This window comes from Herbaspirillum sp. Her4 (assembly GCF_057961335.1).
In genome coordinates, this window is sequence record NZ_CM176330.1 from 887,620 (window position 1) to 912,278 (window position 24,659).

General features: G+C 63.9%; 24 protein-coding genes. 18 read left to right on the plus strand and 6 right to left on the minus strand.

The features are described 5' to 3' along the window. Positions 1 to 19 precede the first annotated feature (19 nt). On the plus strand, positions 20 to 1,228 hold the full coding sequence (locus tag ACWFUC_RS04085) for a septal ring lytic transglycosylase RlpA family protein (RefSeq protein ID WP_489624185.1): 1,209 nt from the start codon (positions 20 to 22) through the stop codon (positions 1,226 to 1,228). A 144-nt stretch (positions 1,229 to 1,372) separates the two neighbouring features. Here ACWFUC_RS04085 and rsmI read toward each other — a convergent pair whose 3' ends face one another. Beyond that, complete coding sequence (rsmI, locus tag ACWFUC_RS04090) at positions 1,373 to 2,287, minus strand: 16S rRNA (cytidine(1402)-2'-O)-methyltransferase (protein ID WP_489624186.1); 915 nt, start codon at positions 2,285 to 2,287, stop codon at positions 1,373 to 1,375. A 13-nt stretch (positions 2,288 to 2,300) separates the two neighbouring features. Here rsmI and ACWFUC_RS04095 point away from each other — a divergent pair, with 13 nt between their 5' ends. The 6 genes from ACWFUC_RS04095 (at position 2,301) to ACWFUC_RS04120 (ending at position 6,684) form a co-directional block, all read left to right on the plus strand. Next, positions 2,301 to 3,566: a penicillin-binding protein activator gene (locus tag ACWFUC_RS04095; RefSeq protein WP_121041256.1), complete on the plus strand. Its 1,266-nt coding sequence runs from the start codon at positions 2,301 to 2,303 to the stop codon at positions 3,564 to 3,566. Between the two features lie 7 nt (positions 3,567 to 3,573). Then, positions 3,574 to 3,942 (plus strand): YraN family protein, encoded by a 369-nt coding sequence (locus ACWFUC_RS04100; RefSeq protein WP_489637448.1) that lies wholly within the window; start codon positions 3,574 to 3,576, stop codon positions 3,940 to 3,942. A 123-nt stretch (positions 3,943 to 4,065) separates the two neighbouring features. Beyond that, positions 4,066 to 4,662 carry a phosphoheptose isomerase gene (locus ACWFUC_RS04105; protein WP_259433701.1) on the plus strand — a complete coding sequence of 199 codons (597 nt, stop codon included), beginning with the start codon at positions 4,066 to 4,068 and terminating at the stop codon, positions 4,660 to 4,662. Next, positions 4,655 to 5,314 (plus strand): BON domain-containing protein, encoded by a 660-nt coding sequence (locus ACWFUC_RS04110; RefSeq protein WP_209583564.1) that lies wholly within the window; start codon positions 4,655 to 4,657, stop codon positions 5,312 to 5,314. The genes ACWFUC_RS04105 and ACWFUC_RS04110 overlap by 8 nt, the downstream gene beginning before the upstream one ends. Positions 5,315 to 5,480: 166 nt before the next feature. After that, a complete protein-coding gene (locus ACWFUC_RS04115) occupies positions 5,481 to 6,005 on the plus strand; it encodes a peroxiredoxin family protein (RefSeq protein ID WP_489624188.1) in 525 nt (174 codons plus the stop codon). 178 nt (positions 6,006 to 6,183) lie between these two features. Continuing rightward, positions 6,184 to 6,684, plus strand: coding sequence for a LapA family protein (locus ACWFUC_RS04120; RefSeq protein ID WP_489624189.1), 501 nt, complete (start codon positions 6,184 to 6,186; stop codon positions 6,682 to 6,684). Positions 6,685 to 6,774: 90 nt separating this feature from the next. Here the strand turns inward: ACWFUC_RS04120 and pyrE are convergent, their stop codons facing one another. Beyond that, on the minus strand, positions 6,775 to 7,434 hold the full coding sequence (gene pyrE, locus ACWFUC_RS04125; RefSeq protein WP_008333588.1) for an orotate phosphoribosyltransferase: 660 nt from the start codon (positions 7,432 to 7,434) through the stop codon (positions 6,775 to 6,777). Between the two features lie 174 nt (positions 7,435 to 7,608). On the opposite strand from pyrE, the gene ACWFUC_RS04130 reads away from it, so the two are divergent. Next, positions 7,609 to 8,385 carry an exodeoxyribonuclease III gene (locus ACWFUC_RS04130; protein ID WP_039790188.1) on the plus strand — a complete coding sequence of 259 codons (777 nt, stop codon included), beginning with the start codon at positions 7,609 to 7,611 and terminating at the stop codon, positions 8,383 to 8,385. 214 nt (positions 8,386 to 8,599) lie between these two features. On the opposite strand, the gene ACWFUC_RS04135 is transcribed toward ACWFUC_RS04130, so the two are convergent. The 3 genes from ACWFUC_RS04135 to dprA form a co-directional block, all read right to left on the minus strand. Beyond that, positions 8,600 to 11,278 carry a DNA topoisomerase III gene (locus tag ACWFUC_RS04135; RefSeq protein WP_134134206.1) on the minus strand — a complete coding sequence of 893 codons (2,679 nt, stop codon included), beginning with the start codon at positions 11,276 to 11,278 and terminating at the stop codon, positions 8,600 to 8,602. Positions 11,279 to 11,680: 402 nt separating this feature from the next. Then, on the minus strand, positions 11,681 to 12,157 hold the full coding sequence (locus tag ACWFUC_RS04140; protein ID WP_034339991.1) for a Smg family protein: 477 nt from the start codon (positions 12,155 to 12,157) through the stop codon (positions 11,681 to 11,683). A gap of 86 nt (positions 12,158 to 12,243) precedes the next feature. Next, positions 12,244 to 13,389, minus strand: coding sequence for a DNA-processing protein DprA (dprA, locus tag ACWFUC_RS04145; RefSeq protein WP_489624191.1), 1,146 nt, complete (start codon positions 13,387 to 13,389; stop codon positions 12,244 to 12,246). A gap of 303 nt (positions 13,390 to 13,692) precedes the next feature. Between dprA and def the strand changes: the two genes are divergently transcribed. Continuing rightward, a complete protein-coding gene (gene def, locus ACWFUC_RS04150) occupies positions 13,693 to 14,211 on the plus strand; it encodes a peptide deformylase (protein ID WP_039790192.1) in 519 nt (172 codons plus the stop codon). A gap of 108 nt (positions 14,212 to 14,319) precedes the next feature. Here the strand turns inward: def and ACWFUC_RS04155 are convergent, their stop codons facing one another. After that, on the minus strand, positions 14,320 to 15,384 hold the full coding sequence (locus tag ACWFUC_RS04155; RefSeq protein WP_489624192.1) for an MBL fold metallo-hydrolase: 1,065 nt from the start codon (positions 15,382 to 15,384) through the stop codon (positions 14,320 to 14,322). A 131-nt stretch (positions 15,385 to 15,515) separates the two neighbouring features. Between ACWFUC_RS04155 and ACWFUC_RS04160 the strand changes: the two genes are divergently transcribed. From ACWFUC_RS04160 to ACWFUC_RS04200, 9 genes are all read left to right on the plus strand, one after another. Continuing rightward, the gene (locus tag ACWFUC_RS04160; protein ID WP_008333608.1) at positions 15,516 to 15,929 is read left to right on the plus strand and encodes a MerR family transcriptional regulator; all 414 of its coding nucleotides are present in this window, start codon (positions 15,516 to 15,518) and stop codon (positions 15,927 to 15,929) included. 113 nt (positions 15,930 to 16,042) lie between these two features. After that, on the plus strand, positions 16,043 to 17,227 hold the full coding sequence (locus ACWFUC_RS04165) for an isovaleryl-CoA dehydrogenase (protein WP_489624193.1): 1,185 nt from the start codon (positions 16,043 to 16,045) through the stop codon (positions 17,225 to 17,227). Positions 17,228 to 17,269: 42 nt separating this feature from the next. Continuing rightward, a complete protein-coding gene (locus ACWFUC_RS04170) occupies positions 17,270 to 17,872 on the plus strand; it encodes a 2-hydroxychromene-2-carboxylate isomerase (RefSeq protein WP_489624194.1) in 603 nt (200 codons plus the stop codon). Then, positions 17,872 to 18,288, plus strand: coding sequence for a YchJ family protein (locus ACWFUC_RS04175; protein WP_121041271.1), 417 nt, complete (start codon positions 17,872 to 17,874; stop codon positions 18,286 to 18,288). Before ACWFUC_RS04170 ends, ACWFUC_RS04175 begins: the two co-directional genes overlap by 1 nt. 80 nt (positions 18,289 to 18,368) lie before the next feature. Next, a complete protein-coding gene (locus ACWFUC_RS04180) occupies positions 18,369 to 20,003 on the plus strand; it encodes a carboxyl transferase domain-containing protein (RefSeq protein ID WP_489624195.1) in 1,635 nt (544 codons plus the stop codon). Positions 20,004 to 20,025: 22 nt separating this feature from the next. Beyond that, a complete protein-coding gene (locus ACWFUC_RS04185) occupies positions 20,026 to 22,041 on the plus strand; it encodes an acetyl/propionyl/methylcrotonyl-CoA carboxylase subunit alpha (RefSeq protein ID WP_489624196.1) in 2,016 nt (671 codons plus the stop codon). Positions 22,042 to 22,051: 10 nt separating this feature from the next. Beyond that, a complete protein-coding gene (locus ACWFUC_RS04190) occupies positions 22,052 to 22,981 on the plus strand; it encodes an MBL fold metallo-hydrolase (protein WP_489624197.1) in 930 nt (309 codons plus the stop codon). Positions 22,982 to 23,079: 98 nt separating this feature from the next. Next, complete coding sequence (locus ACWFUC_RS04195; protein ID WP_121041275.1) at positions 23,080 to 23,589, plus strand: YbaK/EbsC family protein; 510 nt, start codon at positions 23,080 to 23,082, stop codon at positions 23,587 to 23,589. A gap of 52 nt (positions 23,590 to 23,641) precedes the next feature. Beyond that, complete coding sequence (locus ACWFUC_RS04200; RefSeq protein WP_489625594.1) at positions 23,642 to 24,550, plus strand: hydroxymethylglutaryl-CoA lyase; 909 nt, start codon at positions 23,642 to 23,644, stop codon at positions 24,548 to 24,550. The last annotated feature ends 109 nt before the right edge of the window (positions 24,551 to 24,659 follow it).

Below are 24,659 nucleotides of genomic sequence, written 5' to 3' on the forward strand. Positions count from 1 at the left end.
TGTTGACCAAGGACAGCCCATGGAAACACCCACTCTAGACCATCACCACCCGCGCGCCTCCCTGGGCCGCGCCCTGCGCTGGGGCACGCTGCTGCTGCCCTTGCTGCTGGCCGCTTGCGGCACCACCCAGCAGGCCCCGCGCCAGACCGCCCAGGCACCGGCCACCCCCACCAAGTCCGCCAGTACCCGGCCCTCCAACGTCCCGGCGCTGCCGGCGGCGGGTTCGGGGCGCGGCGGCTACTACAAGGATGACGGCCCGGGCGATCACATCCCCGATGGCCTCCTGGACGTGGCCGATGCCGAACCCCAGGTGGAACCAGTCTCCAAGGCCGCCAGCCGGCCTTATGCGGTGTTCGGCAAGACCTACGTGCCGATCACGGACAACAACCAGCCCTTCATCCAGCGCGGCGTGGGCAGCTGGTATGGCAAGAAATTCCATGGCCAGAAGACCTCTTCGGGCGAACTCTACGACATGTACAAGATGACGGCCGCGCATCCCACGCTGCCCATCCCGTCCTACGCCCGGGTGACCAACCTGAAGACCGGCAAGCAGGTCATCGTGCGCATCAATGACCGCGGGCCCTTCCACTCCAGCCGCATCATCGACCTCTCCTACACGGCCGCGCTCAAGCTCGGCTATCTGGGGACCGGCAGCAGCGAACTGGAAGTCGAGCGCATCCTGCCGGAAGAAGCCCAGCGCATGGCCGATGCACGCCGCAATGGCGGCGGCACCACGCTGGCGGCGGCCGATCCGATCAACCGGGCTGCCGATACCGGGGCCGGTGGACAGGGTGTCTCCACCGGACCGGTGGAAATCAATACGGTCAGCGCGCAAAGCCTGCCGCCGCAGCCGACCGTGGCCGCCGTGCAGCCCATCAACGCCAGCACCAGCAGCGCCGCCGGTGGCGCGGGCATGGCCGGGGGCGGTGGCATCATCAATGCCGTGGCCAGCGGCTCGGCCCCTTCGCCGGCCATGCCGCAAGCGGTTCCGCTGACGGCCGGCTATTACCTGCAGTTCGGTGCCTACTCGCAGGAAGCCAATGCCCTGGTGGCGCGCGACAAGCTGCTGCCCAGCCTCTCCGGCATCGTCGACAGCATGCAGGCGGTGCAGGTCAACGGACTCTATCGCCTCTATGCCGGCCCCTACCCGACCCGTCCGGCAGCGCAGAACGCGGCCATGCTGGTGCGCCAGCGCAGTGCCGGCACGCCGTTCATCGTGGAGCGTTGAGCCGACTTCGGTTTTTGGGAATTTTCTTCACCCGCCCTGCAGAGGCATTTCAACGCAGGGCGGCGTGGCGGGCGATGCAGGGGTGGCCCCGCAAAAAACTTCATTTGATCGCCCGAACGGGCTGAGCCGGGGGCCTGTGCGGCTTCAGGCGTCCTCGTCCTCTTGTGCGCCTTGGCGGATCTGCAGGGCGCGTTCATACAAGGCATTCTTTTTCTGGCCGGTGATCTGCGCGGCCAATGCCGTCGCCTGCTTGACCGGTAACTCTTCCAGCAGGATGCGCAAGACGCGCTCGCCCTCGGCATCTTCCCCCTCGACCGGCTGCGCCCCTTCCAGCAAGACCACGAATTCACCGCGCTGGCGGTTGGCATCCTGCTCCAGCCAGGCCACGGCCTCGCCCAGCGGGCAGCGGTGGATGTGCTCGAAGAGTTTGGTCAGCTCGCGCGCCAGCACCACCTGGCGGGTGGGGCCGAAGACCTGCAGCATGGACTGCACGGTCTCGACGATGCGGTGCGGAGCCTCATAGAACACCAGCGCGGCCTGCAGCGCCACCAGTTCCTGCAAGGCGGTCTCACGCTGGCGGGTCTTGGCTGGCAGGAAGCCGACGAAGTGGAAGCGGGCATCGGTCAGGCCGGAGGCCGACAAGGCAGTCACCGCCGCCGAGGCACCGGGCAAGGCGATGACCTGGAACCCTGCGGCGCGCACGGCGTCCACTACACGGGCGCCGGGGTCGGAGATGGCCGGGGTACCGGCGTCCGAGACCAGGGCCACGCGCTGGCCGGCCTGCAGGCGTTCGATGATCTTGGCGGCGGCTTCGCGCTCATTGTGTTCGTGGGTTGCCAGCAACTGCTTGGAAAGGCCATAACGCTGCAGCAACTGGCTGGTATTGCGGGTATCCTCGCAGGCCACCGCGTCAGCAATGGCCAGCACATGCAGGCCGCGCAGGGTGATGTCGCAGACGTTTCCGATGGGCGTGGCCAGCACATATAATGCCGACACCGGATAGCTTTGCTGGGCGGCATCCTGCAGGATGGAGGCGGCGACGCTGGAATTCTGATTCATTGGAGGGGGCGGGATGTTCACAAGTTGGAAGAAAATGACCGCGCAAGCGGCCCTGCTGGCAGGCATGCTGGCACCATGGATGATCACGGCCAGCGCCGCAGCAGCCGACAGTGTACCTCTGCTGGCCCAGGCTGCCACGCCTGGTGCTGCCGACCCCGCCCCGCTGGCCCTGCCGCCGGGCACCTCCCCGGAGATGGAATCAGCCGCCATCGGCGCACCCGCTGTGCCGCCACCCCCAGCTACCCCGACACCCGTGCGCGTGGCTCTGCTGCTGCCCTCGCGCAGCGGTGCCTTCGGCGCGGCTTCCGATGCCGTGCGCACGGGCTTCCTGACGGCCTATTCGCGCCAGAAGGAAAATATCCAGCTGGCCATCGTCGAAACCGGCGACTCGGCCCCCGACATGCAGCGTGCCTATGACGACGCATCCGCCAAGTTCGACATCGTGGTCGGCCCGCTCTCGCGCAGCGCCGTCACCGCCGTGGCGCAGAGCGGGCGCGTGAGCAAACCCACGGTGGCGCTGGCGCAGCCCGACATGAATGGCGAAACCGAATTGCAGTTGCCACCGCAGATGCTGGCCGTGGGCCTGTCCATCGACGAGGAAGCGCGCCAGGTCGCCAACTGGGTCGAGAAGGAAAAGGCCCCCGGCAAGATTTTCGCCATCTCCACCGGCACCGCCTGGCAGAAGCGCGCCGCCCGCTCCTTCCAGCTGCGCGCGCGCCAGCTCGGACTGCAGGTGGAAACACTGGAACTGAGCACGCCCTCCAACGCCCTCTCCGCGCCCGGCCTGGCGCAACTGGCCAAGCGCGTGGAGCAGGAAAAGCCGGCCCTGATCTTCGTCGCCCTGGATGCGGCGCAGACCGTGCAACTGCGCAGCGCCGTCGGCAACGAGCTGCCGCTGTACGGGACTTCGCAGATCAATCCCTTCACCCTCAAGCGTGACAACCCGAATGACAAGCTGCCCGAACTCGATGGCGTGCGCCTGATCGACATCCCCTGGCAGCTGCAGCCGGACAACGTGGCCGTGGCCCGCTACCCGCGTCCGGCGGTCAACGACAACGAGCGCCCCAATCCCGACCTGGCGCGCCTGTACGCGCTGGGCATCGATGCCTACCGGGTGGCCTATGGCATCGCCCAGAAGCAATCCGGCTTCGACATCGACGGCGTCACCGGCCGGCTGAACGTGAACATGGTCAGCGGCGGCACCACCTTCTTCCAACGCCAGGAAACCCAGGCCGTCTACCAGGATGGCTGGCCGGTGCCGATGGCCGACCAGTACTGAGGCCATCATGGCGCCAGGCAGCTCGCTGCGGCGCACGGCGCGCCAGCGCACCGGGGACGACGGCGAAGACCGGGCGCTGGCCTACCTGCAGGCACAGGGCCTGCAGGTAGGCCAGCGCAATTTCCGCTGCAAGGGCGGCGAGATCGACCTGATCCTGCGTGAGGGCAGCACCATCGTCTTCGTGGAAGTGCGCGCCCGCGCCAGCAGCGCCTATGGCGGTGCGGCCGCCAGCGTCACGCCGCCCAAGCAGCGGCGCCTGCTGGTGGCCGCCCAGGTCTGGCTGCAAGGACAAGCGCGCCTGCCGGCCTGCCGCTTCGACGTGGTCACGCTGGAAGGCGGCCGGTTGCAGTGGCTGCGCAACGCCATTGAGGCCTGAACAGCGGACGATTTGGCGCGACAGCGGGCGGCTGGAGTATCATGTGCGACCGGATTCCGGAAACTTCTCTTTACGAATTGCCCGGACTTGGCCGCGTTCAAGTCCTCTATAATCGCAGGCACTATGACAAATCCCCGCATCCTCGCCCATTTCCAGGAAAGCGCCGACCTGAAGATGAAGGCCGCCAGTGTTCTGGCCCAACCGATCGAACAGGCGATTGAACTAATGTTCACTGCACTGTCGAATGGCAACAAGATTCTTGCCTGTGGCAATGGCGGATCGGCCGCCGACAGCCAGCACTTCGCCGCCGAACTGGTAGGCCGCTTCGAACGCGAACGCCTGCCGCTGCCGGCCCTGGCGCTGACCACCGATACGTCCATCCTCACCGCCGTCGGCAACGACTACAGCTACCAGGAAATCTTCTCGAAGCAAGTCCAGGCCTTCGGCCAGGCCGGCGACATCCTGCTGGCCTTCTCGACCTCGGGCAATTCGGGCAACATCCTGGCCGCCATCGAAGTGGCGCACGAACGCGACATGCGCGTGGTGGCCCTGACCGGCAAGGGTGGCGGCAAGATCGGCAAGGTCCTGAACGACGCCGATGTGCATATCTGTGTGCCGCATGAACGCACTGCGCGCATCCAGGAAGTGCATCTGGTGTCGCTGCACTGCATTTGCGACGGTATCGACGTCGCGCTTTTTGGAGATGATGCGAATGAGTGATGCACGATCCTTGTTGACCCGTATGCGCCGCCCGCTGGCGGCCGTGGCCCTCGGCGGCATGGTGGCCCTGAGCCTGCAGGGCTGTTTTGCGGTGTTTGCCGGCGGTGCGCTGGCCACCACCTTCGCCGCCACCGACCGCCGCACCCTGGGCGCGCAGACGGAAGACAAGTCCATCGTGGTCAAGGGCGAAGCCCGCATTCCCGAAGTGGTGGCCTCCGGCTCCCACGTCAACGTGACTGCCTTCAACCGCAAGGTGCTGCTCTCGGGCGAAGTGCCGGACGAAGCCTCCAAGGCCGCCGCCGAGCGTGAAACCAAGGCCATCCAGAACGTCGATACGGTGTACAACGAACTGGAAGTGGGCCCGTCGTCCAGCTTCGGTTCGCGCTCCAGCGATGCGCTCATCACCAGCAAGGTCCTGGCCAGCCTGGTGGACGACAAGACGCTGTACTCCAGCGCCTTCAAGATCACCACCGAGCGCGGCATCGTCTACATGCTGGGCCGCGTGACCCAGCGTGAAGGCCAGCGTGCGGCGCAGATCGCCAGCGGCGTTTCCGGTGTGAACAAGGTCGTGACCCTGTTCGAATACATCACCGAGGACGAACTGAAGGACTACCAGCGCAAGCCGGCCAGCGAGAACAAGGCCACCAGCTGATGGCAGCTGCGTAGCTGATGCAGGTCAAACCGCCGGCGAGTCCGGCGGTTTTCACGTGCAGGGGCCGCCCGCAGAATTCTGCGGCGAGGTCTATAATGCTTCAGTTCAACGAGGCTGCCGTATGCAGTGGCAGGCCTCTTCCCGCAGTCCGGATCCGGAGTTTCCCATGCAAGCACAGGCCAACGCGCCCAAGAGCGGTCTCATGATCAAGCTGGCAGCCGTCCTGGTGGTGGCCGCTGTCGCCGCCTTCGCCTATTTCAAGGTCAATGCCGGCAATGCCGCGCCCGACGTCACCTTCACCAAGCTCAATGGCCAGCAGGTCGCACTGAAGGATCTGCGCGGCAAGGTGGTCATGGTCAATTTCTGGGCCACCAGCTGCACCACCTGCGTGGGCGAGATGCCGCAAATGATCGACACCTACAACAAGTTCAAGGACCGTGGCCTGGACTTCGTGGCCGTCGCCATGAGCTATGACCCGCCCAACTACGTGCTGAACTACACCGAAACCCGCAAGCTGCCCTTCAAGGTCGCGCTGGACCCGCAGGACACGCTGGCCAAGGCCTTCGGCGACGTCAAGCTGACCCCGACCACCTTCGTCATCGGCAAGGATGGCAACATCATCAAGCGCTATGTCGGTGAGCCGCAGTTCGCCGAACTGCACCAGTTGCTGGAAAAGGCGCTGGCTGCCTGAGCCCGCAGCGCTCTTCCCCGCTTGCAAGCCGGCTCCGTGCCGGCTTTTTCATTTCTGATTGCAGGATGACAACTGCACGGAACATCCCCGTGCTTGCCGTAGTCCAAGATATTCATATTGTCGTCATGACAAGCGCTCGCGTGCCTCTGCCGACACCTTCACAACAAAGGAGGCTGACATGAAATTCCGGACCATTTTCCTCATCGTGCTGCTGGCGCTGGTCGCCATCTTCGCCGCCGTCAACTGGACGGCCTTTACGGCCACGACCACGCTCTCGCTGATCTACACCGAATTCCATGCACCGCTGGGCGCGGTGATGCTGGGCGTGGTGGTGGTGCTGACGGCCTTCTTCCTGCTCTACATCCTGGCCCTGCAGACCAGCGTGATGCTGGAAAGCCGCCGCCTGACCAAGCAGCTGGAAGCCCAGCGCGCCCTGGCCGACCAGGCCGAGCATTCGCGCTTCAATGACCTGCGCGGCTACCTGAAGACCGAGCTGGAACAGCTGCAACGCCGCCAGACCGAACAGCAAACCCTGCTGGCACAGCGTCTGGATGCCTTGCAGCGTGACATCCACCAGCGCGTGGAACAGACCGAGAACGCCGTTGCGGCCCAGGTCGGCGAGCTTGATGACCGCCTGCAGCGCCAGCGCGTGACCACCGTACCTCAGAATTTGGCATAAACCTTCCAACGCCCACGCAAAAAAGGCTGGAACCTCGCGGATCCAGCCTTTTTCTTCATTTAATGCCTTTTAGCGGCAGTTCCAGGGCACTTAGACGCCGTAACGGGTCCGATATGCTGCTACCGCATCCTTGTACTGGCTCAGGCGAGCATCGCCGCCGTTGGAGATGTACTCGAAGAGGTCATTGAGGTTGCCGATGGAGATGACCGGCATATCGTACTCGCGCGCCACTTCCTGCACGGCCGACAGTTCGGAGAGTGCGCCATCCTTGCCCGAGCGCTCCATGCGGTCCAGCGCGATCAGCACGGCGCAGGGGGTGGCACCGGCGGCGCGGATCATGTCCACCGACTCGCGCACCGAGGTGCCGGCCGAGATGACGTCATCGATGATGACGACCTTGCCCTGCAGCTTGGCGCCGACGATGGTGCCGCCTTCGCCGTGGTCCTTGGCTTCCTTGCGGTTGAAGGCGAAGGGGACATTGCGGCCCATGCCGGCCAGCGCCACCGCGGTGGCCGAGGCCAGGGTGATGCCCTTGTAGGCGGGGCCGAACAGCATGTCATATTCCACGCCCGAATCCTGCAGGGTCTGGGCGTAGAAGCGGGCCACCTGGGCCAGGGTCGCGCCCTCGCTGAAGAGGCCGGCGTTGAAGAAGTAAGGCGAGGTACGGCCCGCCTTGGTGACGAATTCGCCAAAGCGCAGCACGCCGGCCGATACCGCGAATTCGATGAATTCCTGTCTCAAGTTGCTCACAATGCATTTCCCGGGAAGAGTCAAAACGGAAGGTGCGGACCGCGCCCGCTTGCCGCCAGGCAAGGCGGCGCGGTGGCAAAGCCTTCATCAGGCCGACATTTTAAATGATTCATCCTATCGGTTATGCTACCGGCCTGATTGAACACACTTCTGCAGCAAGCAAACAGGACATCCATGCCAAAAATCGTCTCCGCCAACCTCAACGGAATCCGTTCGGCCGCCAAGAAGGGCTTCTTCGAGTGGCTGCAAAAGGAAGCGCCGGACTTCGTCTGCGTGCAGGAACTGAAGGCCCAGGCGGCCGACATGACCGAAGACTTCCTGGCCCCGGCCGGCTATGTCGGCCATTTCCACTACGCCCAGAAGAAGGGCTACTCGGGCGTGGGCGTCTACAGCCGCCGCCAGCCGGATTCGGTGCGCATCGGCTTCGGCAATACCGAATTCGATGACGAAGGCCGCTATGTCGAATGCGACTACGGCGACCTGACCGTGATCTCGCTCTATGCGCCCTCGGGTTCCTCCAGCGAGGAACGCCAGGAAGCCAAGTTCCGCTTCATGGAAGCCTTCCTGCCGCACCTGATGGAGTTGGAAAAGAGCGGTCGCGAAGTGGTCATCTGTGGCGACTGGAACATCGCCCACAAGGAAATCGACCTGAAGAACTGGAAGAGCAACCAGAAGAATTCAGGCTTTTTGCCGGAAGAACGCGCCTGGATGACGCGCATCTTCGACCAGCTGGGCCTGGTGGACGTGTATCGCCGCCTGCATCCGGAGACCACCGGCGAAGCCTACACCTGGTGGAGCAACCGCGGCCAAGCCTGGGCCAACAACGTGGGATGGCGTATCGATTACCACGTCTCCACGCCGGGCATTGCGGCCAAGGCGGTCAGTGCGGCGATCTACAAGGAACAGCGCTTTTCGGATCATGCGCCGTTGACGGTGGTCTATAGCGACTGAACAACCGCCGAAAAATCTCCCACCACCCGTTCGGGCTGAGTAGCGGCGCTGCAGGGTATCGAAGACGCGCCGAATGTGGTCCAGCGAGCGCCTTCGATACGGCCCTACGGGCCTACTCAGTCCGAACGGGTCGTGGGTGAAGCGTCGTGCATAAAAAAACAAAAGGCCTCGCACCGAACAGTGCGAGGCCTTTGTCGTTTTCGGCCGATGGAAATCAGGCGTCCGGAGCCGCAGCCTTCTTCGGCGTCGCCTTGCGCAGGGCCGGCTTCTTGGCCGCTGCCGCCTTGGTCTTGGTGGCCGTGGTCTTGGCCGCCGTCTTGGTCGCCGTCTTCTTGGCGGCCGGCTTGGCTACTGCCTCGTCGGCACCGTCATCGGCGTCCGCTGCTGCAGCCTTGCCCTTGGCGGGAGCTTTGGCCTTGCGTTCCTCGAACTCGAAGCTGATCTTGCCATCCTTGCCGCGCACCAGGAAGGCCTTGAAAGGCCGGCGCGTCCGTTGCGAGATGAAGCCCGGCAGCAGGTCGGTCTTGCCGTCGTTGAGGAGCTTGGCCATCTGCTCCGGCAGGATTTCCTGCTGCAGGATGATGCGGCTGCTGCGGAAGTCGCAGGCCTTGGGCTTGGCCACGGTCTTCTCGCAGACATAGGCCAGGCCCATTTCGTAGACGCCGCTGCCGCACTTGGGGCAGGCGCCCAGCGGAGTCTGCTCGCTGAAGTCCACCGGCTCGCCGCCTTCGCCATCGGCCTGGTCCTGGCCGAAGTCGAATTCCAGCTTGAAGTTCTTGATCTCTTCGTCGCGCGAAATCTTCAGGATGGCCGCAAACGGACGGCCCATCTTGGAGCGGAAGCCCTGCAGCGGACCGATGGTACGGTTCTGCAGCAGCTCTTCCACTTCAGCGATTTCGAACTGGCGGCCACCGGGCACCTTGCTCATCGAGAATTCGCACTTGGTGCAGGCGAAGCGACGGTAATTTTCCTTCACCACACCACCGCAGTTGGGGCAAGGCGTCTGCAGGGTCGCATAGTCGCCGGGGATGGTGTCGTTGTCGTATTCCTTGGCGCGCTTGACGATGATCTGGGTCATCTGCGCGATCTCGCGCATGAACTCGTCACGGCTGATCTTGCCGCGCTCCATCTGGGCCAGCTTGTGTTCCCACTCGCCGGTCAGTTCGGGTTCGGTCAGTTCATCCACACCCAGGCCATGCAGCAGCGTCATCAGCTGGAAGGCCTTGGCGGTAGGCATCATTTCGCGGCCTTCGCGCAGCAGGTACTTTTCGTTGAGCAGGCCTTCGATGATGGCCGCACGCGTGGCCGGCGTGCCCAGGCCCTTGCCGGCCATGGCTTCGCGCAGTTCATCGGAGTCCACCAGCTTGCCCGCGCCTTCCATGGCCGACAGCAGCGTGGCTTCGGTGTAGCGGGCGGGCGGCTTGGTGACCAGGCCATTGGCGGTGACCTTGTCGGTCTTGACCTTCTCGCCCGGGGCCACGGCCACCAGGTTGCCGCCGCCTTCCTTGTCCTTGTCGTCTTCCTCGACCTGCTTGCCGTAGATGGCCAGCCAGCCGGGGTTGATCATGACTTTGCCTTCGCTCTTGAACTGGTGGCCCGACACTTCCGTGAAGCGGGTGGTCACCTGGAACTCGGCCGGCGGGAAGAACACCGCCATGAAGCGGCGCGTCACCAGGTCGTAGAGCTTCTGTTCCGGCTCCGACAGGTTCTTGGGCACCTGGGTGGTCGGGATGATGGCGAAGTGGTCGCTGATCTTGGTGTTGTCGAAGATGCGCTTGTTCGGCTTGACCCAGCCTTGCTTCAAGATCTGCTTGGAGAACTGGTGGTAGTTGTTGTTCTCCGCCAGCGCCTCCATGGTGTCCTTGACCGTGTTGATGTAGTCCTCGGGCAGGTGGCGCGAGTCGGTACGCGGATAGGTCAGCACCTTGTGCTTTTCATACAGCGCCTGGGCCAGGCCCAGGGTGTTCTTGGCCGAGAAGCCGAAGCGCGAGTTGGCCTCGCGCTGCAGGCTGGTCAGGTCGAACAGGCCCGGCGACATCTGCGTGGTCGGCTTGGATTCCTCGGTGACATTGCCCGGCTTGTCGCGGCAGGCGGCCACGATGGAATCCGCTGCGGCTTTGCTCCACAGGCGCTCGGGACGCTTCTCGGGATCGGCTTCATCCTTCTTGTGGCCCTTGTCCAGCCAGCGGCCCTTGTAGATGCCGGCAGCGCAGACGAATTCGGCGTGCACTTCCCAGTAGTCACGCGGGATGAACTTCTTGATCTTCTCTTCACGCTCGACCACGATGGACAGGGTCGGCGTCTGCACGCGGCCCACGGTGGTCAGATAGAAGCCGCCCTCCTTGGAATTGAAGGCGGTCATGGCGCGGGTGCCGTTGATGCCGATCAGCCAGTCGGCTTCGCTGCGGCAGCGCGCGGCATTGGCCAGCGGGAGCATTTCTTCATCATCGCGCAGATGGGCGAAGCCCTCGCGGATGGCGCCGGGCGTCATCGATTGCAGCCACAGGCGCTTCACCGGCTGCTTGGCCTTGGTGTATTGCGCGATCAGGCGGAAGATCAGTTCACCTTCGCGGCCCGCGTCACATGCGTTGATGAGGGTGGTGACATCCTTGCGTTTGATGAGCTTGGAGAGCACCTTCAGGCGCGACTCGGTCTTGGCAATCGGATTGAGCGCAAAGTGCGGCGGAATCATCGGCAGGTGGGTAAAACTCCACTTGCCGCGCTTGACGTCGTATTCCTCGGGAACTGCGATTTCCAGCAGGTGACCGACGGCCGAGGACAGGATGTACTCGTCGGATTCGAAATACTCATCGTGCTTGGTGAAGCCGCCGAGCGTCTTCGCGATGTCGTTCGCGACAGAGGGCTTCTCGGCAATGATGAGGGTCTTGCTCATAGGTATGGGTCTCGGTAGTGAGAGGTCAGTTGCTGGTGTGCTGCGGGAGTTGCATCAGCCTCACGTGGGGCCGGACTGCTCCGAAACAACACCATGCCATCCCAGGCGGTCAACGATAGGCGGCGGCAAGCTACGCAAGTGGCCGGCGTTTCATTGCCTGTGGACAACGGAATTTTTATATAGTAGCCAATATCGGGCCAATGCGGGGGAATGATAAGCGTGATGCAAATGAAACGGCAAGCACAAGGGCTTGCCGTTTCATTGATTCATGCGCTTTCGCCGGCTTTTATGTTCATTCATGCCGAAATGGCTTGAAATGAAGCAACAGCACGGGGATGCGGCGTCAGCACGTTGTCAGCAAGGCTCCCTCCCAGCCCTGTCGCTCGTGCCAGGCCGGTGCGTTCAGTGCAGCAGGCGCGGTTCGGTATCGTCTTCGTCGAGGAACAGCTCCTCGAACATCAGGCCGTCCGGTTCCTTGCCCTGGCTCCACAGCACCATCAATACGATGACCTTGAGTTTTTCCAAGGTGATCGGCGCTTCACCGGCGGCCAGGGCGCGCTCGATGACGATCTCGCGCTGGATCGGGTCCAGCATCTTGGCCGATTCGAGGAACTGGATGAAACCGATGGCTTCCACGCCCAGAATGTCACTTTCCTGGGTCGCATAGATGCGCGTACCGAAGGAAAAGGCGGTCTGTCGGGGATAGTTGTCGGCGAATTCGTGATTGGCGACTTCAAGATCAGTCAGCCATCCGAGTGCCTGGGAGATTTCATCTTCTTCGAAACCGATCGCGGACAACTTTTTGACGAGCGCCTCGGGTTCGGGGCAGGCATCAGGGCGATAGTAGGTTTCGTACAGGTAAACGAGGACATCAAACATGTTCGTACTCTATCGCGAAGGTTATGAATGTACAAGTCAGCCAAGTCCAGTATGGCAGGATTTGCGGCGCTGCGGGGATAATTTCTTCACACGGTGCGGCGATAACGTGCACCCGGCAGCAGCTCCACCCAACCCTGCAGTTCCAAGGTTAGCAAACTCCCTGCCAGGCCCGCTGCATCAAGGCCGCAGCGCAACGCGAGGGTATCGGCATCGACCGGGTCATGGCCCAGGCTCTGCAATAACTGTTGGCTTGCCGCATCGAGCTCATCCATGGCGCGCGATGAAGTTGCCTGCACGACAGCTTGCTGCTTCGGCAACGTGGACCAACCAGGCAGCTCATCGAGAATATCCTGCGTGGTCTCGACCAGCTTGGCCCCTTGCCGGATCAGTTGATGGCAACCCTTGGACAGCGGCGCGTGGATCGACCCCGGAATGGCAAACACATCCCGCCCCTGCTCGGCCGCCATGCGCGCGGTGATGAGCGAACCCGACCGGGCCGCCGCCTCCACCACCAGCACGGCGCGGGACAAGCCCGAGATCAGGCGGTTGCGGCGTGGAAAGTTGGCTGAAAGCGGCGGCGTGCCCAGTGCATATTCGCTGACGATGCAGCCGCCCTCGGCGATGCGTTGTGCCAGCGCGCGATTGCGCTGGGGATAATCCAGATCGATGCCGGTACCGATGACGGCCACCGTCGAGCCCGGCCCGGCCAATCCGCCCGCATGCGCGGCCGCATCGATACCCAGCGCCAACCCGGAGACGATGGTGATGCCCGCACGGCTGAGCTCCTCCGAAAACCGGCCCGCATGCTGCACGCCCTGGGCCGTGGCATTGCGGCTGCCGACCACCGCCAGCGCATTGCCCGCCAGCAGCGCCGGATTGCCGCGCACGTACAGCAGCAAGGGCGGATCGGCAATCTGCAGCAAGCCCGGCGGATAGCTTGCATCGGCCAGCGTGATGACGGATTGCCCCGGCACCTGCGCCCAGGCCAGCGTGGCGGCGATGCGCTCGCGCTGCTGTGCGGTCGGTGCGCACACCAGGCGAGCCGCCACCGCCGCTGGCACCACCGCCCGCAAGGCCTCCTGATCGACCTGCCAGATGCCCTGCGGCAAACCGAACACCGCCAGCAGCCGGCGCGCCAGCACCGGCCCGATGCCCTCGGTCATGGCCAAGCGCAGCCAGGCAGTCAGTTCTGTGGCCGGATCGGCAATAGTGTCGTGGAAAGGCTCTTGCATGAAGATAGATGAAGTGTTGTACATCGGCCGCCCGCTCAAGGCCGTGCGGCGCGGCTCTCCGGGCGGGCCTGTGGCGGGCTGTGATACACTTTTCCAAAAAACGGGAATCTCCTGGCCGCCGCGCCACGCCGCACAGGCCTGCCAGGACCGGCATTGTGCTGTGGCCGTGCTTGAAGCGTCGCGCTTCGGCCGCATTTACATGACAAATCCCGAAATGAATTTCCCGCACGCTCGCAAAATGACGAGATCCGGCCCGAACCAGGTCCCCCGAGACCGAACCCCAAGCTTACCGAGAACACACGTATGGCCCTGCTGAACATCCTCCGTTATCCCGATCCGCGCCTGCACAAGGTTGCCGTCCCCGTGACCGTCTTCGACGAGCGCATCAAGAAGCTGGTGGCCGACATGGCCGAGACCATGTATGCCGCCCCCGGCGTGGGCCTGGCGGCCAGCCAGGTGGATGTGCATGAACAGGTGGTGGTCATTGACGTCTCCGATGAAGGCAAGAACCTGCAGGTCTTCATCAACCCCGAGATCCTCTGGGCCAGCGAAGAGAAACGCGTCTATGACGAAGGCTGCCTGTCGGTGCCCGGCATCTACGATGGCGTGGAACGTCCGGCCCGCGTGAAGGTGCGCGCTTTTGATGCCGACGGCAAGGCCTTCGAGGTCGATGCCGATGAGCTCTTGGCCGTGTGCATCCAGCATGAGATGGATCACCTGAAGGGCAAGGTCTTCGTCGAATACCTGTCGCCGTTGAAGCGCAACCGCATCAAGACCAAGCTGCAGAAGGAAGAGCGCGAGATGAAGAAGAAGGCGGGCTGATACGCCGCCCGCATCTGAGATAAAAAATAACGCCGGCCGGGTCATCCCCGCCGGCGTTTTTCATTGATGCGTCATCTGCATCAATGCCGTCGATTGATGCAAGAAGGCTTACACCGCCACAAACCGATACACCCCATCCTCCCCCAGCAAGCGCTTGACCGCACCGTCATACCAGAGCTTGTGCAAGTGCGCCACCGCCTCCCCCAGCGCAAAGGACAGCTGGTGCGTATCCAGCGGCCGCTTGAACATCACCGGCAGGATATCCACGCCCGTCTGCGGTGTGGCACAGGCCTCCAGCACTTCGGCCAGACGCTCGCGGTGATGCTCGTTCAACTGCTGGATACGGGTATGCAAGCCACGGAAGGGCTTGCCATGCGAAGGCAGCACCAGCACATCGCCCGGCAGGTGCGCGTATTTCGCCAGCGAATCCAGATATTGCTGCACCGGATTGCTCTCCGGCTCGATCGCAAACACCGACACATTGGTCGAGATGCGCGGCAAGACCATGTCCCCCGAAATGAGCACATTCAGCGCCGCGCAATACAGGGAAACGTGCTCCGGCGAATGACCGAATCCGGTAATGATTTCCCAGTCGCGTCCGCCGATGCGCACCGCGTGGCCATCCTGCATGCGGTGATACGCGTGCGGCACCGCGGGCACCAGGTCCTGGTAATACGTATTGCGTCCCTGCAGCGTCGCCACCGTCTCGGGATCCGCCAGGCCATGCCGCTGGAAATGCGGCGTGGCCGCCGTCCCCTCGGCCCCCGGCAAGGCCGCCGACATCACGCGCGCAAAAGCGTAATCACCGGTACTCATCCACAGCGGTGCCTGCCAGCGCTGGCACAGCCAGTCGGCCAGCCCTACGTGATCGGGATGGCAATGCGTGACCAGCACGCGCAGGATGGGCAAGCCATCGAGTTCTTCAGTGAAGATGCGCTCCCAGGCCGCGCGCGTATCGTCGGTGGCGATGCCGCAATCGACCACGGTCCAGCCGCGCTGGCGGCCTTGCGGGGTGTCGGCCTCGTCTTCCAGCAACCACAGGTTGATGTGATTCAGGGCAAAGGGCAGCCCCATGCGCAGCCAGCGCACGCCCGGTGCCACCTCCATGGTGTGGCCGGTGTCGGGCAGGGTGTCGCCGAAGGCGTAGTCGAGCTGGGATTCAAGAGCGTTCATCAGTAAGCCTGGCGATCATCGTGAGGGGGAGTCAAAGGCGTCGCACCAGTCCTGCATTTTTTGCTGGACGACAGGGCACAATATACTTTACGTTAACGTAAAGTGCCAGACCAACCCAATCCATCCCGTCCATGCCAACCTACACCATCACCGAACTGGCGGAAGAATTCGCGATCACGCCGCGCGCGATCCGGTTCTACGAAGACCACGGCATCCTCAATCCCAAGCGCGAAGGGGTGGGCGGCCGGCATCGCGTCTATCCGGCGCGCGAACGCACGCGCCTGAAGCTCACGCTGCGCGGCAAGCGCCTGGGCTTCACACTGGCCGAAATCAAGGACCTGATCGACATGTACGAATCGCCCAAGGATACGCAGCCGCAGCTGCAGCGCTTCCTGGGCCTGCTGCAACAGCATCGCGAAAAACTGGAACAGCAGCGCGAAGACCTCGAACTGACCCTCTCCGAAATCGCCGCCCACGAAGAGGAATGCCGGCAATTGCTGGCTGACGCCAAACCGAAGAGCAAACGCAAGGCGGTAGCGGCCTGACGCAAACGGCATTTCGCAACGCGCAGACCGTCTTCATTGACGTTAACGTCAAGCAACAGCAATCGTTCCACATCACAACAAGAATTCCCCAAACACCCAACGAGGAGACACCCATGATCCACCTGCCCGGCCTCAATTTCGACCATGGCGAAGACATCGCCGCCCTGCGTGAAGCGGTTGCCGCCTTCGCCCAAACGGAGATCGCCCCGCGCGCAGCCGAGATCGACCGCAGCGACCAGTTCCCCATGGACCTGTGGAAGAAGCTGGGCGACCTGGGCGTGCTGGGCATCACCGTCGGCGAGGAATACGGCGGGGCCGGACTGGGCTACCTGGCGCACATCATCGCGATGGAAGAAATCTCGCGCGCCTCGGCGTCGGTGGGCCTCTCCTATGGTGCGCACTCCAACCTCTGCGTGAACCAGATCAAGCGCAACGGCAATGAAGAGCAGAAGCGCAAGTACCTGCCCAAGCTGATCTCGGGCGACTTCATCGGCGCGCTGGCCATGTCCGAACCCAACGCCGGCTCGGATGTGGTGAGCATGAAACTGCGCGCCGACAAGAAGGGCGACCGCTACGTGCTCAACGGCAGCAAGATGTGGATCACCAATGGCCCCGATGCCGACGTGCTGGTGGTCTATGCCAAGACCGATCTCGACGCCGGGGCGCGCGGCATGACTGCCTTCCTGGTAGAGAAAGGATATAAAGGATTTTCCGTCGCGCAGAAACTGGACAAGCTCGGCATGCGCGGTTCCCACACCGGTGAACTGGTGTTCCAGGATTGCGAAGTCCCCGAAGAAAACGTATTGGGCGGCGTCGGCCGTGGCGTCAACGTGCTGATGTCGGGCCTGGACTTCGAGCGCAGCGTGCTCTCCGGTGGCCCGCTGGGCATCATGCAGGCCTGCATGGATGTGGTGGTGCCGTATGTGCATGACCGCAAGCAGTTCGGCCAGGCCATCGGCGAATTCCAGCTCATGCAGGGCAAGCTGGCCGACATGTATTCCACCATGATGGCCTGCAAGGCCTACGTCTATGCAGTGGGCCAGGCCTGTGACCGTGCCGACAGCGCCGACAAGGTGCGCGCCCTGCGCAAGGACGCCGCCGGTGCCATCCTCTACTCGGCCGAGAAGGCCACCTGGATGGCGGGCGAAGCGATCCAGTCGCTGGGCGGCAATGGCTACATCAACGAGTATCCCGTGGGCCGCCTGTGGCGCGATGCCAAGCTCTACGAGATCGGTGCCGGCACCAGCGAGATCCGCCGCATGCTGATCGGCCGCGAACTGTTTTCCGATACGCTGTAAGCGCCCTCCCCCTCTTTTCAAACTTCAAACACAACGGACATCATGAGCACACCCATCGATTTCTACTTCGACTTCAGCTCGCCCTACGGCTACTTCGCTGCGGTCGAGATCGACAAGCTGGCCGCGAAATACAGCCGCAGCGTCAACTGGCATCCCATCCTGCTGGGTCCCATCTTCAAGGCACTGGGCACCAATTCGCTGGCCAACATTCCGGTCAAGGGCGACTACTCGCGTCACGACATGGAGCGCACCGCGCGCTTCCACAATATCTTCTACAAGGCCCCGAGCCAGTTCCCCATCGGCACGCAAGTCGCCGCACGCGCCACGCTGTGGGTGCAGCAGACCCAGCCGGCCAAGGCGGTGGACCTGATCAAGACCTTGTACAGCGCCTATTTCACCGAAGACATCGACATCAGCGTGCCCGACAACGTGCTGCGCATCGCCGCCGACAACGGCATCGACCGCGCCGCGCTGGAAGCGGCGCTGGGTACGCCCGAACTGAAGGAGCAGCTGCGCGCAGCCACCGAAGCGGCCGGCAAGGCTGGCGTCTTCGGCTCGCCCTTCATGATCGTCGATGGCGAACCATTCTGGGGCTTCGACCGCTTCACCCAGCTGGAAGCCTTCCTCAAGAACGGAAAGATCTGATGAGCACCAGGAAAGACAAGTCCGGCCCCTGCCCCTGCGGCCAGCCCAGCTTCGAGAAATGCTGTGGCCGCTTCATCACCGGTGGCCAGGTGCCGGCCACGGCCGAACTGCTGATGCGCTCGCGCTATACGGCCTTCGCCCTGCGCGACGAAGCCTACCTGCGCGCGACCTGGTTCCCGGACACCTTGCCGGAAGAAGAGCTGACCAGCGAAACCGACGTCAAGTGGATCGGCCTGGACATCAAGAAACACCAGCACGCCAGCGGCAGCGATGAAGCGACCGTCGAGTTCGTGGCGCGCTTCAAGGTGGGTGGCAAGGCGCACCGCCTGCACGAGATCAGCAACTTCGTGCGCCAGCCTGACGACAGTGGCCAGGCCCGCTGGTATTACGTGGACGGGCGCTTCCCGGAGGACTGACGTTTTCTGCACCATGCCCCGCTGCACCAGCGCCGGTGCGGCCGACAGCACAACAAGAAACTGAACAGAGAGACCAAACCATGCCGCAGATTGAAAGCAAGCTCAACCCGCGCAGCGAGGAATTCCAGCACAACCGCGATGCCATGCAGCGCATCGTCGACGACCTGCGCCAGAAGGTAGCAGCCATCGCCGAAGGCGGCGGCCAGGCCGCGCGCGAGAAGCACCTGGCACGCGGCAAGCTGCTGCCGCGCGACCGGGTGCAGAGGCTGCTGGACCCCGGCACGCCCTTCCTGGAATTCTCGCAACTGGCCGCCTACGGCATGTACCGCGAGAAAGACCGCGAAGGCAACCTCAAAGATGCCGCCCCCTCGGCCGGCATCATCACCGGCATCGGCCGCGTGGCCGGGCAGGAGTGCGTGATCGTCTGCAACGATGCCACCGTCAAGGGCGGCACCTACTATCCGATGACGGCCAAGAAGCACCTGCGCGCGCAGGAGATCGCCGAATTCAATCACCTGCCCTGCATCTATCTGGTCGACAGCGGCGGGGCCAACCTGCCCAACCAGGATGAGGTCTTCCCCGACCGCGACCACTTCGGCCGCATCTTCTACAACCAGGCCAACCTGTCGGCCAAGGGGATTCCGCAGATCGCGGTGGTGATGGGCTCCTGCACTGCAGGCGGTGCGTATGTGCCGGCCATGAGCGATGAGTCCATCATCGTCAAGGAGCAGGCCACCATCTTCCTGGCCGGCCCGCCGCTGGTCAAAGCGGCCACCGGTGAAGTGGTGACGGCTGAAGAACTGGGCGGCGGCGACGTGCACACGCGACTTTCGGGCGTGGCCGATCACCTGGCCCAGGACGATACCCATGCCCTGGCCATCGCGCGCAACATCGTCAGCCACCTCAACCGCCGCAAGCCGCAGCAGTTGGCCCTGCGCGAGAGCGTGGAACCCAAGTATCCGGCGCAGGAACTGTATGGCGTGATCCCGACCGATACGCGCAAGCCCTTCGATGTGCGCGAGGTCATCGCCCGCATCGTCGACGGCAGCGAGTTCGACGAATTCAAGGCGCGCTACGGCACCACGCTGGTGTGCGGTTTCGCGCACCTGCACGGCATGCCGGTGGGCATCATCGCCAACAACGGCATCCTGTTTTCGGAGGCGGCCGAGAAGGGCACGCACTTCATCGAACTGTGCTGCCAGCGCAAGATCCCGCTGATCTTCCTGCAGAACATCACCGGCTTCATGGTCGGCAAGAAGGCCGAGAACGAGGGCATTGCGCGCCATGGTGCAAAAATGGTCACGGCCGTCTCCACCGCCAAAGTGCCCAAACTCACCGTCATCATCGGCGGCAGTTTCGGTGCGGGCAACTATGGCATGTGCGGCCGCGCCTTCTCGCCGCGCTTCCTCTGGATGTGGCCCAATGCGCGCATCTCGGTGATGGGCGGCGAGCAGGCCGCCAGCGTGCTGGCCACCGTCAAGCGCGATGGCATCGAAACGCGCGGTGGCAGCTGGAGCGCAGAAGAGGAAGCCGCATTCAAGGAGCCCATCCGCGCCCAATATGAAACCCAGGGCCATCCGTATTACGCTTCGGCGCGCCTGTGGGACGACGGCGTGATCGATCCTGCCGATACCCGCCAGGTATTGGCGCTGGGATTGTCGGCCGCCCTGAACGCACCCATCGAAGAGACCCGATTCGGCGTCTTCCGCATCTGAAGCGCGCCACCGAGGAGACACCATGTTTGCCAAGATCCTGATCGCCAATCGCGGCGAAATCGCCTGCCGCGTGGCCGCCACGGCCCGCCGCCTGGGTATCGCCACCGTGGCCGTCTATTCCGACGCCGATGCGCAGGCCAAGCACGTGGCCGCCTGCGACGAGAGCGTGCACCTGGGCCCGGCGCCGGCCAAGGAAAGCTATCTCTGCGCCGACAAGATCATCGCCGCCGCACTCGCCACAGGTGCACAGGCGATCCACCCCGGCTACGGCTTCCTGTCGGAGAACGCCGGATTCGCCCAAGCCTGCGCCGATGCCGGCCTGGTTTTCATCGGCCCGCCGGCCTCGGCCATCGATGCCATGGGCTCCAAATCCGCTGCCAAGGCCTTGATGGAAAAGGCCGCCGTACCGCTGGTGCCGGGCTATCACGGCGAGCGCCAGGAGAGCGATTTTTTACGCGCGGAAGCAGACCGCATCGGCTACCCGGTGCTGCTCAAGGCCAGCGCCGGTGGCGGCGGCAAGGGCATGCGCGTCGTCGAACGCAGTGAAGATTTCGAGGCGGCACTGGCCTCCTGCAAGCGCGAGGCGATCTCCAGCTTTGGCGATGACCGCGTGCTGGTGGAGAAATACCTGACCCGTCCGCGTCATATCGAAATCCAGGTCTTTGCCGATGGCCATGGCCATTGCGTCTATCTGTTCGAGCGCGACTGCTCGGTGCAGCGCCGCCACCAGAAGGTGCTGGAAGAAGCCCCGGCCCCCGGCATGAGCTGCGGCCGCCGCGCCGCCATGGGTGAGGCGGCCGTCGCGGCGGCCCGTGCGGTGGGCTACGTCGGTGCCGGCACGGTGGAATTCATCGCCAACCAGGATGGCAGTTTCTACTTCATGGAGATGAATACGCGCCTGCAGGTCGAGCACCCCGTCACGGAAATGATTACCGGACTGGACCTGGTGGAGTGGCAATTGCGCGTGGCCTCGGGCGAACCGCTGCCGCTGAAGCAGGAGCAGTTGCGCATCCAGGGCCATGCCATCGAGGCGCGCATCTATGCGGAGAATCCCGAGAAAGGCTTCCTCCCCGCCATCGGCACGCTCACCCGCATGCGCAGCGCCCCTGCGGTGGAATTCACGCTGGCCGCACCCGGCGCCACGCAACCGGCGGCCGTGCGCATCGACGCTGGCGTGCGCGAGGGCGACGCCATCTCGCCCTTCTATGATCCGATGATCGCCAAACTCATCGTCTGGGGTGCGGACCGTGATGCGGCCCTGCGCAACATGGCGCGTGCGCTCGCGCAATACCAGGTGGTCGGACTGGCGACCAACATCGGCTTCCTGCAGCGGCTGATTGCAGGCCAGGCATTTGCGACGGCCGATCTCGATACCGGCCTGATCGAACGTCACCGCGACGCGCTCTTCCCTGCCCCGGCTGCGCCCACGACCGACACGCTGGCCCTGGCCACCGCAGCCCTGCTGCAACAGGAGCAGCGCCATCAGGACAGCCGCGATCCCTGGGCCCAGACCAGCGGCTGGCGACTCAATACCCGCCTGCAGCGCAGCCTGAATTTCGAGGATGACTCAGGCAACAGCGAAGTCCGGATCGACTACGCGGGCGACGGCCGGCAATGGCAATTGCAGATCGGCGGCAACACGCACACGCTGGCCCTGCATGCGGCCAACTCCGACAGCGTGCGCATTGCCCTGGACGGCCGTACCCTGCAAGCCGATGTGGCCTGGGAAGGCGAAGGGCTACACCTCTTCGATGGCCGCAGCCAGCACAGCCTGCGCCTGCTCGACCCGATGGCCCACGCCGGCCATGCAGAGGCCGAGGGCGGACGCCTGACCGCGCCCATGCCCGGCAAGATCGTCGCGCTGCTGGTGGACCAGGGCGCGAGCGTCACGCAGGGCACGCCGTTGCTCATCATGGAAGCCATGAAGATGGAACACACCATCGCCGCGCCCTCGGCCGGCACCGTGGAAGCGCTGCGCTACGCGGTTGGCGACCAGGTGGCCGAAGGTGCGCAGCTGCTGGACTTCAAGGCCGCGTGAGCCGCGCGCCGTGAACACGTCCGCACTGCGCCTGCCCCCCTCGCTGCACGTACTGGAGCGGGGCTGGCTGTCGTCCAACAACGTGCTGCTGTTCGGCCGCGATGAAGTCGCCATGATCGACAGCGGCTACGTTGCCCATGCCGAACAGACGCAGACGCTGGTGCGCCACGTCCTGCACCAGCGCGGGCGTGAGCGGCTCGATGTGCTGCTCAATACCCATCTGCATTCGGACCACTGCGGCGGCAATGCCGCCCTGCATGCCGCCTATGGCTGCCGCATTGCCATCCCGGCTGCCGAGGATGCCAAGGTGCGCCAGTGGGACGAAGACGCCCTGAGCTACCGCGCCACCGGCCAGCGCTGCCCGCGCTTTGAGCATGACCAACTGATCCGCAGCGGCGATGTGCTGCGCCTGGGTGATCTCGACTGGACCGCTCTGGCCGCGCCCGGCCATGACCCGCATGCGCTGCTGCTGTATTGCGCGCAGGAGGGTGTGCTGATCTCGGCGGATGCCTTGTGGCGCAATGGCTTCGGGATCATCTTCCCGGAGCTGGATGGCGAATCCGGTTTCGAAGAGGCGCGCGCCACGCTGGAGCTGATCCGCAGCCTCGATGTGCGCACCGTGATTCCCGGCCATGGCGCGCCTTTCACCGAGGTGGACGATGCGCTGGAAAAGGCCTTCTCGCGGCTCGATTATCTGCAGGCCAATCCGCTGCGCAATGCGCACAATGGCATCAAGGTCCTGGTGAAATTCCTGCTGCTCGAACGCGGCCGGATTGCGCTGGCGGACTTGCCGGCGATGATGCGGGAGATCCCCTTGTTGCGCATCACCAATGCGCGCTTCGTGCAGATGGAGGATGCAGCCCTGGCCGACTGGTGCGTAGCGCAACTGCAGAAGGCGGGAGCCGCCGCCAGCGATGGCGTGTTCCTGCTGGATCGCTGAATGCGGGCCTGCGCGGCAGAGGGGGCGGGGGTGCTGTTATCATTTCCGGCTTGTCCTGCTGCCGGCCTTGCGCCTCCTAGTCAAACGCCATGAACGCCATGAACGAACCTGCTGCCGCCCTGCCCTCTTCCGCCCAACGCGTTGCCGACCTGCTGGCAGCGATGGGCCATGACAAACCGGTCACGATGCTGCCCTCGACCGGCCGCACCTCTGCCGAAGCCGCTGCGGCCGTGGGCTGCAGCGTGGCCGAGATTGCCAAGTCCATCATCTTCCGCCGAGTCTCTGACGGTGCGCCGGTGCTGGTCATTGCCAGCGGTGCCAACCGGGTGGACGAAGCCAAGGTTACCGCCCTCACCGGCCCGCTGGGCAAGGCCGACGCCAAATTCGTGCGCGACACGACCGGTTATGCCATCGGCGGCGTCTGCCCGATTGGCCACGTGGTCAAGCCGGTGATGCTGATCGATCAGGACCTGTTCAACTTTGACAGCGTCTGGGCGGCGGCCGGCCATCCGCATGCCGTCTTCAACCTCACGGCCGCGCAGCTGGAGAAGATGACCGGCGGCACGGTGGCCGATGTGCGGCTGGATGCCGCGCCAGCGGCCAGCTGAACTGTTCGACAGTCATCCACGCCATACAACAACCCCAACGGAGACCCGCATGATGAGCCTGCCCAAGAAAGTGAAGATCGTTGAAGTCGGACCGCGCGACGGTTTGCAGAACGAGAAGGAAACCATTTCCGCCGAGGTCAAGATCGAGCTGGTGAACCGGCTTTCTGCGGCGGGGTTTCCGAATGTGGAGGCGGCTTCTTTCGTCTCGCCCAAGTGGGTGCCGCAGATGGCCACTTCCAGCGAGGTGATGCATGGCATCACCCGCAAGCCGGGCGTGGTGTATTCCGCGCTGGTGCCCAACATGAAGGGCTTCGAGGCGGCGCTGGAGGCGGGGGTGGATGAGGTGGTGATTTTCGGAGCGGCTTCGGAGGCGTTCTCGCAGAAGAACATCAATTGCTCCATTGCCGAATCCATCGAACGTTTTGCCGAAGTGGCCAAGGCCGCCAAGGACCACCGCAAGCGCCTGCGTGCGGCGGTGAGTTGCGCGTTCGGATGTCCGTACCAGGGTGAGGTGCCGCTGGACTCAGTGGCCGACGTGGTGCGGCGTTTCCGCGAGCTGGGCTGTGACGAGATCGACATCGCCGACACCATCGGCGTGGCCACGCCGGGCAAGGTGCGGCCGGTGATGGAGACGGCGATCCGTGAATTCCATATCGAAGGTTTGTCGGGTCACTTCCACGATACCTATGGGCAGGCGCTGGCCAATATCTATGCCAGTCTGCAGACGGGCATCAGCATCTATCACGCGTCGGTGGCGGGGCTGGGGGGCTGTCCGTATGCCAAGGGCGCGACTGGCAATGTGGCGACCGAGGATGTGCTGTACATGATGAACGGGCTCGGGATCGAGACCGGGATTGATCTGGATGCGGTGGCCGAGGCGGGGCAGTTCATCTCGCAGCAGCTGGGGCGCAAGTCGGTGAGCAGGGTGGGGAATGCGTTGGCGGCTAAGCGGGTGGGGTGAGGGTTATTGGGAGGGGCCGAGATATTGGGGGCGGGATCGGCTTCTGTAACCTCTGCCGCTTGCGGGGTGTTGGGGATGAAGGCGCTAGCTGAGGCATTTGCTTTAGCTG

Excerpts from the sequence above, each read along its gene's own strand:
- ACWFUC_RS04195 (WP_121041275.1), top strand. The coding sequence starts at position 23,080 with ATGAACGAACCTGCTGCCGCCCTGCCCTCTTCCGCCCAACGCGTTGCC.
- ACWFUC_RS04180 (WP_489624195.1), top strand. The coding sequence starts at position 18,369 with ATGCCGCAGATTGAAAGCAAGCTCAACCCGCGCAGCGAGGAATTCCAG.
- ACWFUC_RS04110 (WP_209583564.1), top strand. The coding sequence starts at position 4,655 with ATGAGTGATGCACGATCCTTGTTGACCCGTATGCGCCGCCCGCTGGCG.
- ACWFUC_RS04175 (WP_121041271.1), top strand. The coding sequence starts at position 17,872 with ATGAGCACCAGGAAAGACAAGTCCGGCCCCTGCCCCTGCGGCCAGCCC.
- def (WP_039790192.1), top strand. The coding sequence starts at position 13,693 with ATGGCCCTGCTGAACATCCTCCGTTATCCCGATCCGCGCCTGCACAAG.
- ACWFUC_RS04140 (WP_034339991.1), bottom strand. The coding sequence starts at position 12,157 with ATGTTTGATGTCCTCGTTTACCTGTACGAAACCTACTATCGCCCTGAT.
- ACWFUC_RS04135 (WP_134134206.1), bottom strand. The coding sequence starts at position 11,278 with ATGAGCAAGACCCTCATCATTGCCGAGAAGCCCTCTGTCGCGAACGAC.
- ACWFUC_RS04185 (WP_489624196.1), top strand. The coding sequence starts at position 20,026 with ATGTTTGCCAAGATCCTGATCGCCAATCGCGGCGAAATCGCCTGCCGC.
- ACWFUC_RS04100 (WP_489637448.1), top strand. The coding sequence starts at position 3,574 with ATGGCGCCAGGCAGCTCGCTGCGGCGCACGGCGCGCCAGCGCACCGGG.
- ACWFUC_RS04160 (WP_008333608.1), top strand. The coding sequence starts at position 15,516 with ATGCCAACCTACACCATCACCGAACTGGCGGAAGAATTCGCGATCACG.
- rsmI (WP_489624186.1), bottom strand. The coding sequence starts at position 2,287 with ATGAATCAGAATTCCAGCGTCGCCGCCTCCATCCTGCAGGATGCCGCC.
- ACWFUC_RS04120 (WP_489624189.1), top strand. The coding sequence starts at position 6,184 with ATGAAATTCCGGACCATTTTCCTCATCGTGCTGCTGGCGCTGGTCGCC.
- dprA (WP_489624191.1), bottom strand. The coding sequence starts at position 13,389 with ATGCAAGAGCCTTTCCACGACACTATTGCCGATCCGGCCACAGAACTG.
- ACWFUC_RS04165 (WP_489624193.1), top strand. The coding sequence starts at position 16,043 with ATGATCCACCTGCCCGGCCTCAATTTCGACCATGGCGAAGACATCGCC.
- ACWFUC_RS04130 (WP_039790188.1), top strand. The coding sequence starts at position 7,609 with ATGCCAAAAATCGTCTCCGCCAACCTCAACGGAATCCGTTCGGCCGCC.
- ACWFUC_RS04170 (WP_489624194.1), top strand. The coding sequence starts at position 17,270 with ATGAGCACACCCATCGATTTCTACTTCGACTTCAGCTCGCCCTACGGC.
- ACWFUC_RS04200 (WP_489625594.1), top strand. The coding sequence starts at position 23,642 with ATGAGCCTGCCCAAGAAAGTGAAGATCGTTGAAGTCGGACCGCGCGAC.
- ACWFUC_RS04155 (WP_489624192.1), bottom strand. The coding sequence starts at position 15,384 with ATGAACGCTCTTGAATCCCAGCTCGACTACGCCTTCGGCGACACCCTG.
- ACWFUC_RS04085 (WP_489624185.1), top strand. The coding sequence starts at position 20 with ATGGAAACACCCACTCTAGACCATCACCACCCGCGCGCCTCCCTGGGC.
- ACWFUC_RS04095 (WP_121041256.1), top strand. The coding sequence starts at position 2,301 with ATGTTCACAAGTTGGAAGAAAATGACCGCGCAAGCGGCCCTGCTGGCA.
- ACWFUC_RS04105 (WP_259433701.1), top strand. The coding sequence starts at position 4,066 with ATGACAAATCCCCGCATCCTCGCCCATTTCCAGGAAAGCGCCGACCTG.
- ACWFUC_RS04115 (WP_489624188.1), top strand. The coding sequence starts at position 5,481 with ATGCAAGCACAGGCCAACGCGCCCAAGAGCGGTCTCATGATCAAGCTG.